This window comes from Mycoplana rhizolycopersici (genome assembly GCF_013378445.1).
Taxonomy (GTDB): domain Bacteria; phylum Pseudomonadota; class Alphaproteobacteria; order Rhizobiales; family Rhizobiaceae; genus Mycoplana; species Mycoplana rhizolycopersici.
The window spans coordinates 57,656-70,633 of record NZ_JABXYK010000019.1; the positions used below are offsets into that span (position 1 = coordinate 57,656).

At 61.6% G+C, this 12,978-nt stretch carries 12 protein-coding genes; all 12 read left to right on the forward strand.

Translation table 11 applies throughout. The features are described from left to right. Positions 1 to 8 precede the first annotated feature (8 nt). The 12 genes from nuoH to proS all read left to right on the forward strand — a co-directional run bounded on the left by nuoH (position 9) and on the right by proS (position 12,902). Entirely contained in the window at positions 9 to 1,055 is a 1,047-nt protein-coding gene (gene nuoH / locus HV823_RS22640) for an NADH-quinone oxidoreductase subunit NuoH (protein WP_176951945.1), read from the forward strand. Between the two features lie 37 nt (positions 1,056 to 1,092). Then, positions 1,093 to 1,584, forward strand: a complete 492-nt coding sequence (gene nuoI, locus HV823_RS22645; protein ID WP_097142126.1) for an NADH-quinone oxidoreductase subunit NuoI — start codon at positions 1,093 to 1,095, stop codon at positions 1,582 to 1,584. 145 nt (positions 1,585 to 1,729) lie between these two features. After that, positions 1,730 to 2,344, forward strand: a complete 615-nt coding sequence (locus tag HV823_RS22650; RefSeq protein ID WP_176951946.1) for an NADH-quinone oxidoreductase subunit J — start codon at positions 1,730 to 1,732, stop codon at positions 2,342 to 2,344. 28 nt (positions 2,345 to 2,372) lie between these two features. Then, positions 2,373 to 2,681, forward strand: coding sequence for an NADH-quinone oxidoreductase subunit NuoK (gene nuoK, locus HV823_RS22655; protein WP_097142128.1), 309 nt, complete (start codon positions 2,373 to 2,375; stop codon positions 2,679 to 2,681). A gap of 6 nt (positions 2,682 to 2,687) precedes the next feature. Then, the gene (gene nuoL, locus HV823_RS22660) at positions 2,688 to 4,685 is read left to right on the forward strand and encodes an NADH-quinone oxidoreductase subunit L (RefSeq protein ID WP_176951947.1); all 1,998 of its coding nucleotides are present in this window, start codon (positions 2,688 to 2,690) and stop codon (positions 4,683 to 4,685) included. Beyond that, positions 4,685 to 6,196 carry an NADH-quinone oxidoreductase subunit M gene (locus tag HV823_RS22665; RefSeq protein ID WP_176951948.1) on the forward strand — a complete coding sequence of 504 codons (1,512 nt, stop codon included), beginning with the start codon at positions 4,685 to 4,687 and terminating at the stop codon, positions 6,194 to 6,196. Before nuoL ends, HV823_RS22665 begins: the two co-directional genes overlap by 1 nt. A 17-nt stretch (positions 6,197 to 6,213) precedes the next feature. Beyond that, a complete protein-coding gene (gene nuoN, locus HV823_RS22670) occupies positions 6,214 to 7,656 on the forward strand; it encodes an NADH-quinone oxidoreductase subunit NuoN (RefSeq protein WP_176951949.1) in 1,443 nt (480 codons plus the stop codon). A 23-nt stretch (positions 7,657 to 7,679) separates the two neighbouring features. After that, the gene (locus HV823_RS22675) at positions 7,680 to 8,420 is read left to right on the forward strand and encodes a biotin--[acetyl-CoA-carboxylase] ligase (protein ID WP_176951967.1); all 741 of its coding nucleotides are present in this window, start codon (positions 7,680 to 7,682) and stop codon (positions 8,418 to 8,420) included. A gap of 17 nt (positions 8,421 to 8,437) precedes the next feature. Then, positions 8,438 to 10,105: a ribonuclease J gene (locus tag HV823_RS22680; protein WP_176951950.1), complete on the forward strand. Its 1,668-nt coding sequence runs from the start codon at positions 8,438 to 8,440 to the stop codon at positions 10,103 to 10,105. A gap of 46 nt (positions 10,106 to 10,151) precedes the next feature. Continuing rightward, positions 10,152 to 10,556 carry a methylmalonyl-CoA epimerase gene (gene mce, locus HV823_RS22685; RefSeq protein ID WP_176951951.1) on the forward strand — a complete coding sequence of 135 codons (405 nt, stop codon included), beginning with the start codon at positions 10,152 to 10,154 and terminating at the stop codon, positions 10,554 to 10,556. A gap of 186 nt (positions 10,557 to 10,742) precedes the next feature. Then, entirely contained in the window at positions 10,743 to 11,012 is a 270-nt protein-coding gene (locus tag HV823_RS22690; RefSeq protein WP_176951952.1) for a DUF1467 family protein, read from the forward strand. 564 nt (positions 11,013 to 11,576) lie between these two features. Beyond that, the gene (gene proS / locus HV823_RS22695) at positions 11,577 to 12,902 is read left to right on the forward strand and encodes a proline--tRNA ligase (RefSeq protein ID WP_176951953.1); all 1,326 of its coding nucleotides are present in this window, start codon (positions 11,577 to 11,579) and stop codon (positions 12,900 to 12,902) included. Positions 12,903 to 12,978: the final 76 nt, after the last annotated feature.

Consider the following 12,978-nt stretch of genomic DNA (forward strand, 5'->3'; position numbering starts at 1 on the left):
TAAGCATTATGGACGCTTTTGTTTCGAGCTACGTATGGCCTGCGGTCATCATGATCGGCCAGTCTCTGCTGCTGCTGGTCGCGCTGCTCCTTTTCATCGCCTATATCCTGCTGGCTGACCGCAAGATCTGGGCGGCCGTGCAGTTGCGTCGCGGTCCGAACGTCGTCGGTCCGTGGGGGCTGTTCCAGTCTTTTGCCGACCTTTTGAAGTTCGTGTTCAAGGAGCCGGTCATTCCGGCCACCGCCAACAAGGCGATCTTCCTTTTGGCGCCGCTCGTTTCGGTGACGCTGGCGCTGGCCACCTGGGCGGTCATCCCGCTCAATGAGAACTGGGTCATCGCCAACATCAACGTCGGCATTCTCTACGTCTTCGCCATCTCCTCGCTCGAGGTCTACGGCATCATCATGGGCGGTTGGGCGTCGAACTCGAAGTACCCGTTCCTGGGTGCCCTGCGTTCGGCAGCGCAAATGGTCTCCTATGAAGTCTCCATCGGCTTCGTGATCGTCACCGTTCTGCTGACGGTCGGTTCGCTGAACCTGACCGACATCGTCAACGCTCAGCGTGACGGACTGGGCACGATGATCGGCCTGCCGGGCTCGTTCCTGGACTGGAACTGGCTGGCGCTGTTCCCGATGTTCGTGATCTTCTTCATCTCCGCGCTTGCCGAGACGAATCGCCCGCCCTTCGACCTTCCGGAGGCTGAATCCGAACTCGTCGCCGGCTTCATGGTGGAATACGGTTCCACGCCGTACATGATGTTCATGCTCGGCGAATATGCCGCCATCTGCCTGATGTGCGCGCTGACGACGATCCTCTTCCTCGGCGGCTGGCTGCCTCCGGTCGACGTGTGGTTCCTCAACTGGGTGCCGGGCATCGTCTGGTTCGCCCTGAAGGCCTGCCTCGTGTTCTTCATGTTCGCGATGGTCAAGGCATTCGTGCCGCGCTACCGCTACGACCAGCTGATGCGTCTCGGCTGGAAGGTCTTCCTTCCGTTGTCGCTCGCCATGGTCGTCATCGTTGCATTCGTGCTGAAGCTCACCGGTTGGGGCGCCTGATGGCGGCCGGTCGTTTCAGCAGCATTGGAGCTCAGTAATGGCTAGTCTTTCGCAAGCCGTAAATTCGCTGTTCCTGAAGGAGTTCGTCGGCGCTTTCTTCCTGTCGATGCGCTATTTCTTCCGGCCGAAGGCGACGTTGAACTATCCCTTCGAAAAGGGACCGGTAAGCCCGCGCTTCCGCGGCGAGCATGCGCTGCGCCGCTATCCGAACGGCGAGGAACGCTGCATCGCCTGCAAGCTGTGTGAGGCGATCTGTCCGGCTCAGGCCATCACGATCGAGGCGGGACCGCGCCGCAACGACGGCACGCGCCGCACGGTGCGCTACGACATCGACATGGTGAAGTGCATCTATTGCGGCTTCTGCCAGGAGGCCTGCCCGGTCGATGCCATCGTCGAGGGGCCGAATTTCGAGTTCGCCACGGAGACCCGTGAGGAGCTCTATTACGACAAGCAGAAGCTTCTCGAGAACGGCGATCGCTGGGAGCGGGAAATCGCCCGCAACATCGCAATGGATTCGCCCTACCGCTGAGACGCGGTCGGGAAGGGGACTGCCGCCCTGACGGGCGACGGGCATCAATACTGGACAAGTGCTTGGTGGCGACGGGCCGCCAAGCTTCGACGGAGAAGGGCGGCCTTGGCGCGGTTCTTTCCGGGGAAGACGAAAAGGCACCAAAATGGGTCTGCAGGCTCTTTTTTTCTATATGTTCGCCTTCGTGGCGGTGGCGTCCGCGTTCATGGTGATCGCGGCAAGGAACCCGGTCTATTCCGTGCTGTTCCTGATCGTCACGTTCTTCAACGCCGCGGGTCTCTTCCTTCTGACCGGCGCCGAATTCCTGGCGATGATCCTGCTGGTCGTCTATGTCGGCGCGGTTGCGGTTCTCTTTCTCTTCGTCGTCATGATGCTGGACATCGATTTCGCAGCCCTTCGCTCCGGTCTTATCGAGCATGCGCCAGTGGGTGCGCTGGTCGGCCTCGTCCTGGCGGCGGAGTTGATCATCGTCGTCGGCGGCTCGACGCTTGCGCCAGAGATTGCGAGTAACGCTGCGCACCCGATCCCGCCGATCGCGGAGCGCACGAACACCGCAGCACTCGGCGACGTGCTCTATACGGACTATGTCTACTTCTTCCAGATCGCCGGCCTGGTGCTGCTGGTAGCCATGATCGGGGCGATCGTGCTGACGCTGCGCCATCGCGAGGGAATCAAGCGGCAGGACATCTCCGCTCAGGTGGCCCGTACGCCGGCAACCGCCGTCGAGGTGGTCAAGGTGAAACCGGGGCAGGGTCTCTAAGGCGCGCTGGACTTAAGGAATTCGCATCATGGAAATCGGTATTTCCCACTATCTCACAGTCAGCGCGATCCTGTTCACGCTCGGCGTCTTCGGCATCTTCATCAACCGCAAGAACGTCATCGTCATCCTGATGTCGATCGAGCTGATCCTGCTCGCGGTCAACATCAACATGGTCGCCTTCTCGGCCTTCCTGAACGACATCGTCGGCCAGGTCTTCGCTCTGTTCATCCTGACGGTCGCGGCTGCCGAAGCGGCGATCGGTCTTGCAATTCTCGTCGTCTTCTACCGTAACCGCGGCTCCATCGCCGTGGAAGACGTCAACGTGATGAAGGGTTGATCGGTCATGGATACCGTCATCAAGGCAATCGTCTTCCTTCCGCTGATCGGCTTTCTGATCGCGGGTATCGGTGGCAACACCATCGGCGCCAAGGCTTCCGAATTCGTCACCAGCGGCTTCATGGTGATCGCCTGTGCGCTTTCCTGGCTCGTCTTCTTCCAGGTCGCCCTCGGCCACGAAGAACTGATCAAGGTCTCGGTGATGCGCTGGATGCAGTCCGGCGGGTTCGATGTCGAATGGGCGTTCCGCGTCGATACGCTGACAGCGGTAATGTTCGTCGTCGTCAACACCGTGTCGATGCTCGTGCATGTCTACTCGATCGGCTACATGCATCATGACCCGCATCGGCCGCGCTTCTTTGCCTACCTGTCGCTGTTCACCTTCGCGATGCTGATGCTCATCACGTCGGACAACCTGCTGCAGATGTTCTTCGGCTGGGAAGGCGTGGGCCTGGCGTCGTATCTGCTCATCGGCTTCTGGTTCAAGAAGCCTTCGGCGAACGCCGCCGCCATGAAGGCCTTCATCGTCAACCGTGTCGGCGACTTCGGCTTCGCGCTCGGCATCTTCACCGTCTTCTATCTCTTCGGCTCCGTCAGCTTCGAGACGATCTTCGCGACGGCTGCGACCTATCTGCCGGCCGAAGGCGCTGCAGATGCCGCAGAGCCCGTCATCACGCTGTTCGGCATGCACCTCGACAAGGCCAATGCGATCACCGCGGCCTGCCTCCTGCTCTTCATGGGCGCGATGGGTAAGTCGGCGCAGTTCCTGCTGCACACCTGGCTTCCGGACGCAATGGAAGGCCCGACCCCGGTCTCAGCACTCATTCACGCCGCGACCATGGTCACCGCCGGCGTCTTCCTCGTCGCCCGCATGTCGCCTCTGTTCGAACTGTCGCCGGATGCGCTCACTGTCGTTACCATCATCGGCGCGATCACGGCCTTCTTTGCCGCGACCGTCGGCCTGGTGCAGAACGACATCAAGCGCGTCATCGCCTATTCGACCTGCTCGCAGCTCGGCTACATGTTTGTGGCGCTTGGCGTCGGCGCCTATGGCGCGGCTGTGTTCCACCTCTTCACGCACGCCTTCTTCAAGGCGCTGCTGTTCCTTGGCGCCGGCTCGGTCATCCATGCCGTCGATGGCGAGCAGGACATGCGTTACATGGGCGGCCTGCGCACGCATATTCCGGTCACCTTCTGGATGATGACGATCGGTACGCTGGCGCTGACGGGTGTCGGCATTCCGGGCACCGTCATCGGATTTGCCGGCTTCTTCTCGAAGGATGCGATCATCGAGAGCGCCTTCGCGTCGCACAGCACGGTTGCCGGCTTCGCCTTCACCCTGCTGGTGATCGCAGCGCTCTTCACGAGCTTCTACTCGTGGCGCCTGGCCTTCATGACGTTCTTCGGCAAGCCGCGCGCTTCCTCCGACGTCATGCACCACGTCCATGAATCGCCGGCGATCATGCTGGTTCCGCTCTATATCCTCGCCGCCGGCGCGGTGCTCGCGGGCTTCCTGTTCCACGACTACTTCTTCGGCCACCACTATGTCGAATTCTGGCAGGGTGCGCTGTTCACCGGTCCGGAAAACGAGATCCTGGAAGAGTATCACCACGTTCCGCTGTGGGTGAAGTGGAGCCCGTTCGCCGCAATGGCTCTGGGCTTTGTCACCGCCTGGTTCATGTACATCCGCCGTCCGGACCTGCCGAAGTACCTGGCAGAACAGCACCGCGGTCTGTACCAGTTCCTGTTGAACAAGTGGTACTTCGATGAGTTGTACGACTTCCTGTTCGTGCGCCCGGCGCTCTGGCTCGGCCGCGTGTTCTGGAAGGGCGGTGATGGGGCGATCATCGACGGCCTCGGTCCGAACGGGATCGCCGCGCGCGTCCTCGACGTGACCGACCGCGTCGTCCGCCTGCAGACCGGTTACCTTTATCACTATGCCTTTGCGATGCTGCTCGGAATTGCGGCACTCGTTACCTGGATGATGCTCGGGAGTTCCATCTGATGACCGATTGGCCGATTCTTTCCGCGGTCACCTTTCTTCCGCTGGTTGGCGTGGCGCTGCTGCTGCTGACCCGCGAGGATAGCCCTTACGGGCGGCGGAACATCCTGAACGTCTCGCTGCTGACGACTGTCTTCACCTTCATCCTGTCGGTCTTCATCTGGGTTGGCTTCGACTATTCGAACCCCGGCTTCCAGATGGTCGAGAAGCATGAATGGCTTGGCACCGGGATTGCCTATCATCTGGGCATCGACGGCATCTCGATGCTGTTTGTCATCCTGTCGACGTTCCTCATGCCGTTCTGCGTGCTGGCGAGCTGGAACTCGATCGAGAAGCGCCTGAAGGAATACATGATCGCCTTCCTCGTCCTGGAAGTGTTCATGGTCGGCGTCTTCGTCTCGCTCGACATCGTCCTGTTCTACGTCTTCTTCGAAGCAGGCCTCATTCCGATGTTCATCATCATCGGCGTGTGGGGCGGCAAGGATCGTGTCTACGCATCCTACAAGTTCTTCCTCTACACGCTGCTCGGCTCGGTGCTGATGCTGCTCGCCATCATGGCGATGTACTGGCAGGCCGGCACGACCAGCATTCCCGAACTGCTCGCCTACGGCTTCCCCGAGCAGATGCAGACCTGGCTGTGGCTTGCCTTCTTCGCCTCGTTCGCGGTGAAGATGCCGATGTGGCCGGTCCACACCTGGTTGCCCGACGCGCACGTTCAGGCGCCGACGGCGGGTTCGGTCATCCTGGCCGGCATTCTCCTGAAGCTCGGCGGCTACGGCTTCCTGCGCTTCTCGCTGCCGATGTTCCCGCTGGCATCCGATTATTTTGCGCCGTTCGTCTTCACGCTTTCGGTCGTCGCGATCATCTACACCTCGCTGGTCGCGCTGGTGCAGGAAGACATCAAGAAGCTGATCGCCTATTCATCAGTTGCACACATGGGCTACGTGACCATGGGCATCTTTGCGGCCAACGAGCAGGGCGTGCAGGGTGCGCTGTTCCAGATGCTCTCGCACGGTATCGTCTCCGGCGCGCTCTTCCTTTGCGTCGGCGTCGTCTACGACCGCCTGCACACCCGCGAGATCTCCGCCTATGGCGGACTTGTGAACAACATGCCGAAATACGCCGTCGCCTTCATGATCTTCACGATGGCCAATGTCGGTCTGCCCGGCACCTCCGGCTTCGTCGGTGAAATCACGACGCTGCTCGGCGCCTTCCGCGCCAACACCTGGGTCGCGTTCTTCGCAACGTCGGGCGTCGTCCTGTCGGCCGCCTACGCGCTGTGGCTCTACCGCCGCGTGATCTTCGGTCCGCTCGAGAAGGAAAGCCTCAAGGCGCTGCTCGACCTGTCGGGACGGGAGAAGGCCATTCTCTATCCGCTCGTGGCCCTGACGATTTTCTTCGGTGTCTATCCCATGCCGGTCTTTGACGTGACCGCCGCCTCGGTCGATGCCCTCCTGAACAATTACACCGCGGCCCTCGAAGCAGCGCAATCCGTTGCGCTCTCGGCGAACTGACGACGGGATCATTCGATATGACTGCTGAACTCCTCCTTGCCAGCCTTCAGCTCTCGACGCCTGAGGTCATTCTGGCTCTGGGTGCGATGGCTCTCCTGATGATCGGCGTGTTCTCCGGCGAACGCTCGGCGACAACCGTCACCGGGCTGGCCGTGGCTCTTCTGATCATCGCCGGCCTGATGCTGGTGATGAAGAGCCCCGAGGGCATTGCCTTCGGGGGCGCCTTCGTCTCCGATCCCTTCGCCCGCTTCATGAAGATCCTGACGCTGATCGGTTCGATCACGGCGCTGGTCATGACGGTCGGCCATGCCCGCTCGCAGCAGCTGGACCGGTTCGAGTTTCCCGTTCTCATCGTGCTGGCGACGCTCGGCATGCTGCTGATGATTTCGGCGAACGACCTGCTTTCGCTCTATCTGGCGCTGGAACTGCAGTCGTTGGCTCTCTATGTGGTCGCCGCGATCAACCGTGACAGCGTCCGCTCCACGGAAGCCGGCCTGAAGTACTTCGTGCTCGGCGCACTTTCGTCGGGCATGCTGCTCTACGGAATGTCGCTCGTCTACGGTTTCACCGGCCACACCAACTTCGAGCAGATTGCAGCCGCGCTGTCGGCCGAGGGCCGTTCGCTCGGCCTAGTCTTCGGTCTCGTCTTCGTCCTCGCAGGCCTGGCCTTCAAGATCTCCGCCGTTCCGTTCCATATGTGGACGCCGGACGTTTACGAGGGCGCGCCGACGCCGGTGACCGCCTTCTTCGCGGCAGCGCCGAAGGTTGCCGCGATGGCCATGCTCGTGCGCATCGTCATCGATGCCTTCGAGCCGGTGGTTGCCGACTGGCAGCAGATCATCGTCTTCATCTCGATCGCCTCGATGCTGCTCGGCTCTTTCGCAGCGATCGGCCAGAAGAACATCAAACGGCTGATGGCCTATTCGTCGATCGGTCACATGGGCTATGCGCTCGTCGGCCTTGCTGCGGGCTCAATGGCCGGTGTGCGCGGCGTCGCTCTCTATATGCTCATCTACATGGTGATGACGCTCGGTACCTTTGCCTGCATTCTCGCCATGCGGCGTCGTGAAGGCGGCAACGTGGAATCGATCGACGATCTCGCCGGTCTCTCCACCACCAATCCCTTCATGGCCAGCGTTCTGACGGTGATGATGTTCTCGCTCGCCGGCATCCCGCCGCTGGCAGGCTTCTTCGCCAAGTACTTCGTCTTCATGGCGGCGATCGAGGCGGATCTCTATGCGCTTGCCATCATTGGCGTGCTGTCGTCGGTGGTCGGCGCCTATTATTACCTGCGCCTGGTGAAGGTGATGTGGTTCGATCCGGCGACGGACGAATTCGCCCGCACGCCGGGCGAGCTGAAGCTCGTCTTCGGTCTCGCCGGTCTGTTCGTGGCAGGTTACGTCCTGATCGGCGGACCGATCGGCGAAGCGGCCGAAGCGGCCGCGCGGACCTTCTTTTGACAGGGCGGACGGGCACCGGCCGGCTGACGCTGGATGATTTCCGGCACGAGGCGCTGGTCGAGACCTCCTCCACCAATGCGGATTGTTTTGAGCGCGCCCGCAGGGGCGCGCTTTCCGGTCTGTGGATCACCGCGGCGCGGCAGACCGGGGGCAGGGGGCGGCGCGGTCGCCCGTGGACGTCGGAGGCGGGAAATCTCTATGCATCGCTGCTGCTGATCGATCCGGCTCCCATGGAGCGGCTCGGTTCGCTGCCTTTGGCGGTCGCCGTGGCGGTTCAGTCGGCGATTTCTTCTGTAATGCCGATCGATGCGCCGCCGGTGAAGATCAAGTGGCCGAACGACCTGCTGATTGAGCGGAGGAAGATCTGCGGCATCCTGATCGAGGCGGAAACGATGGCCGACGGTCGCCAGGCGATCGTCATCGGCTGCGGCATCAATGTGGCAGTGGCGCCGGAGACGGGGCTGTACCCGGTCGCGCGCCTCACTGACTATGGCTGCACGGTCGGGCCTGCCGAACTCTTCGCCCATCTCTTCCGGGAAATGGCAGATATCCTGCGGCTGTGGGACAGCGCCAACGGGATCGGGGAGATCATGGCCCGCTGGAGAAAGGCCGCCGGCGGTATCGGTGAACGTATTACGGTCAATTTGCCGACCCAATCAATTTCCGGGCGTTTCGTCGGAATTGATGATAGTGGTCTGCTGAAGCTTGAGACTGACGACGGCGATGTACGCCTGATCGCAGCCGGCGATGTTTTCTTCGAATAATCGGATTTTTGTAGAATATGGCGAACCAAGAAGACCTGGTGTTCCTGCCGCTTGGCGGGGTTGGCGAGATCGGTATGAATCTCGCGCTCTATGGCTACGGCACACCGGGCAATCGCAAATGGATCATGGTCGACTGCGGCGTGACGTTCCCCGGACCCGACCTGCCGGGCGTGGATCTCGTGCTCCCCGACATTCGTTTCCTCGCCGAAGAGCGCAAGAACCTCAAGGGCATCGTCATCACCCATGCCCATGAGGATCACTACGGCGCCCTGAACGACCTGTGGCCGGGTTTGAACGTGCCGGTCTATGCCTCGCCCTTCACGGCCGGCATGCTGGAAGCCAAGCGCGATTTCGAGCGCAGCCGCACCGAGATCCCGGTGACGATCTTCAAGCAGGGCGACCGCATCAATGTCGGTCCGTTCGAAATCGAGGGCATCGGCGTCAACCATTCCATTCCCGAGCCGATGTCGCTGGCGATCAAGACACCGCTCGGCACGGTGATCCACACCGGTGACTGGAAGATCGACCTTCACCCATCGCTCGGACCGCTGACCGACGAGACGCGGTTCCGCAAGCTGGGCGACGAGGGCGTTCTGGCGCTCGTCTGCGACAGCACCAACGCCCTGCGCGATGGCGTCTCCCCGTCCGAGGAGGAGGTGAGTGAGAGCCTGGCGAAGATCATCGAAAGCTCGGAAGGCCGCGTGGGCATCACGACCTTCTCGTCGAATGTCGGCCGTATTCGTTCCATCGCCAAGGCGGCCGAGACGGCGGGACGCGAGGTGCTTCTGCTCGGCAGCTCGATGAAGCGAGTGACGGCGGTGGCGCGCGACATCGGGCTGATGGAAGGCATCAAGCCGTTCATCGACGAGGACGAGTTCGGCTACATTCCGCGCGATAAGGTCGTCGTCATCCTGACCGGAAGCCAGGGCGAACCGCGTGCAGCACTCGCCAAGATCGCACGCGACGAGATGCGCAACGTAGCGTTTACCGCCGGCGACACGATCATCTTCTCCTCGCGCGCCATTCCCGGCAACGAGAAGGCGATCAACGACATCAAGAACGGCCTCGTCGACCAGGGCATCCACGTCATCACCGACGGCGAGGCACTGGTCCATGTCTCCGGCCATCCGCGTCGCAGCGAATTGCAGCAGATGTACGCCTGGACCCGGCCGCAGATCGTGGTGCCGGTCCATGGCGAGGCAGCCCATCTCGTGGCGCACGCGGCGCTTGCCGAACAGTCCGGCATCGGTGTGGTGCCGCGCGTTCGCGACGGACAGATGCTGCGGCTGGCGCCGGGCGTCCCGGAGGTGCTGGACGAGGTGGCGTTCGGCCGCATCTTCAAGGACGGAAACCTGATCGGCGACTATGAGGAAATGGGTATCGGCGACCGCCGCAAGCTCTCCTTCGTCGGGCATGTTGCCGTGAACGTCGTGCTCGATGCCCGTTACGACTTCCGTGGCGACCCGGAGATCGTTCCCTTCGGCCTGCCGCAGTTCGACGACGAGGGCGAGGACATGGGTGATACGCTCTACGACGCGGTCCTAGGCGCTGTTGAGAGCATTCCGCGGGCGCGCCGCAAGGATCTGGCGACGATCCGGGAAGCGGTTCGTAGGGCCGTGCGGGCGATGGCGAACGAAGTCTGGGGCAAGAAGCCGGTCGTAACGGTGTTTGTCACCCGCGCCTGAAGGGCGTGCCGGGACGCGTCATGAGTTTGTCTTTGGGAGGCCAGGCGTGCTTGGACGAGTAAATCATATCGCGATCGCCGTGCCGGATCTGGCAGCGGCGGTCGCGTCCTACCGCAACGTGCTCGGCGCACGGGTGACGGAGCCGCAGGCGCTGCCGGAGCACGGCGTGACCGTCGTCTTCGTCGATCTGCCGAACACCAAGGTCGAGCTCCTCGAGCCCCTGGGGGAGACGTCGCCGATTGCTGCCTTCCTGCAGAAGTCGCCGGGCGGCGGTATGCACCATGTCTGCTACGAGGTGGACGACATTCTGGCTGCGCGCGACCGGCTTGCCGCCAGTGGCGCACGCGTGCTCGGCGACGGCAACCCGAAGATCGGCGCCCACGGCAAGCCTGTCCTGTTCCTGCATCCGAGGGATTTTTTCGGCACGCTGATCGAACTGGAAGAAGTGTGACAGCTGGCCGCTGCGATCGGGTTTGAATTCCACTGCGGTCGGCGTTAAAAGTGGCAGGTGGCCGAGCCGGGCATCAATGCCGGAAATGTTCGGGTGTGAGGCCCGGTCTTGTATCAATACGCTTGGCGGCAGGTGTTCGGTTCCGTGGAGCCGCGCCGTCCGGTTCGCGCCCGACGGGATAGGCTCATGCCTCTGTTTTCACTCTTCGCCGTCTATTTCATCATCTGGTGGGTGACGCTTTTTGCCGTTTTGCCCTTCGGCCTGCGGACCCAGGCCGAGGAAAACGACGTGGTGCCGGGCACGGTCGAGAGCGCGCCGGCGCGTTTCCGCGGCGGGAGGGTGGTGCTGATCACGACTGTTGCCGCGGCCGTGATCCACTTCGGCTGGTACCTTCTGTCGGTCAAGTTCGGCTTCGGGATCGACGCGATACCACAGCTCTACCCGAAGTTCGATTGAGCCCGCACTTGCGGACCTGCAAACGATCGCCTTCGTACATTGTTTCAGCGGTGTTGCGCGCATGTGCGCGTTTGCCGCAGGCGTCTGTCATTCAGCCGTCATGATCGCAGGTTAGGGACAGCAACGCTGCGAAAGACAAAAAAAAACAAGGCCGGAAGCCTTGTTTTTAAAGTATCGCGTGATCTTTATCCGTCGCCGGTGGCAGCGTCTGCGCGCGCCTAAGATCTGATCCTCCCAAGACTTGACCGCGAAATTGGCAAGAATTTATACTCCTTGCCTGTTTTGTGGCCTGAAACTAGCCCAAAGGTTGGGCGTTGTCATCCGATTTTTTGCATATTTGTTACAGTCGCGGAAAATTTTTCCGTTGACTTCGAAACTGAAATTTCCGTTATTACCGGCCCCGTTTTCCATGATTAGCCGGTCCGGCGGCTCGCTCGGCCGATTTGGTGATGGGCATGCGCACGCGGGTTCACTTCGCCGTGCGAAGCGTCTATGAACGCACGAATTCAACGTCATTTCGCCCGATTCCATCGCTAGGCGAAAATTGTCAATTTGGAACCCGCCATGCGCCTTTCCCGCTTCTTCATGCCCATCCTCAAGGAAAATCCCAAGGAGGCGGAAATCGTCTCGCATCGCCTGATGCTGCGCACGGGCATGATCAAGCAGCAGTCCGCCGGCATCTACACCTGGCTGCCGCTGGGCAAGCGCGTGCTCGACAAGGTTAACGCGATCATTCGCGAGGAGCAGAACCGCTCTGGCGCCATCGAACTGCTGATGCCGACGCTGCAGTCGGCCGAACTCTGGCAGGAGAGCGGGCGCTACGATGCCTATGGCAAGGAGATGCTGCGCATCAAGGACCGCCAGGACCGTGCCATGCTCTATGGCCCGACCAACGAGGAGATGATCACGGATGTGTTCCGCTCCTACGTCAAGTCCTACAAGGACCTGCCGCTCAACCTCTATCACATCCAACTGAAGTTCCGCGACGAGATCCGTCCGCGCTTCGGCACCATGCGTTCGCGCGAGTTCCTGATGAAGGATGCCTATTCCTTCGATCTGACGCGGGAAGGGGCGGAGCACGCCTACAACCGTATGTTCGCTGCCTATTTGCGCACCTTCACGCGCCTCGGCCTGCGCGCGATCCCCATGCGCGCCGATACCGGCCCGATCGGAGGCAATCTTAGCCACGAATTCATCATCCTTGCGGATACGGGCGAATCCGAAGTGTACTGCCACAAGGATTTCCTGGGCTTCGACATTCCGGGCGAGGACACGAATTTTGACGATGTCGCCGGCCTGAAGACGATCTTCGAAAAGTGGACGTCGCGCTATGCAGCCACCTCGGAAATGCACGACGAGGCGGCATTTGCCGCGGTCCCCGAGGGCGAGCGTCTTTCCGCACGCGGCATCGAGGTCGGCCACATCTTCTACTTCGGCACCAAGTACTCCGAGGTGATGGGCGCCAAGGTGCAGGGCCCCGATGGCAAGGAGCATGCCGTGCACATGGGCTCCTACGGCATCGGTCCGACGCGGCTCGTGCCAGCGATCATCGAGGCCTCTCATGACGAGAACGGCATCATCTGGCCGCGTTCGGTGGCGCCCTTCGAGGTTGTCGTCATCAACATGAAGGCGGGGGATGCGGCCTGCGACGCGGCAAGCGAACAGATTTATGCGGCGCTCGGCAAGGCCGGAATCGACGTGCTGCTGGACGACAAGGACGAGCGCGCCGGCACCAAGTTCGCCACCGCCGACCTGATCGGCGCCCCGTTCCAGGTCATCGTCGGGCCGCGCTCGGTTGCAGCCGGCGAAGTCGAGGTGAAGGATCGCAAGACCGGCGAGCGCGAGACGCTCACCATCGAGGCTGCGATCGCCCGCCTGGTGGCAGCCTGATTTCGATCCGTTGGGATCGCTTTTCGACAGGCTTTGTGCGCAGACTTCTCCTGCATGATTCCCCTGCTGGCCCGGC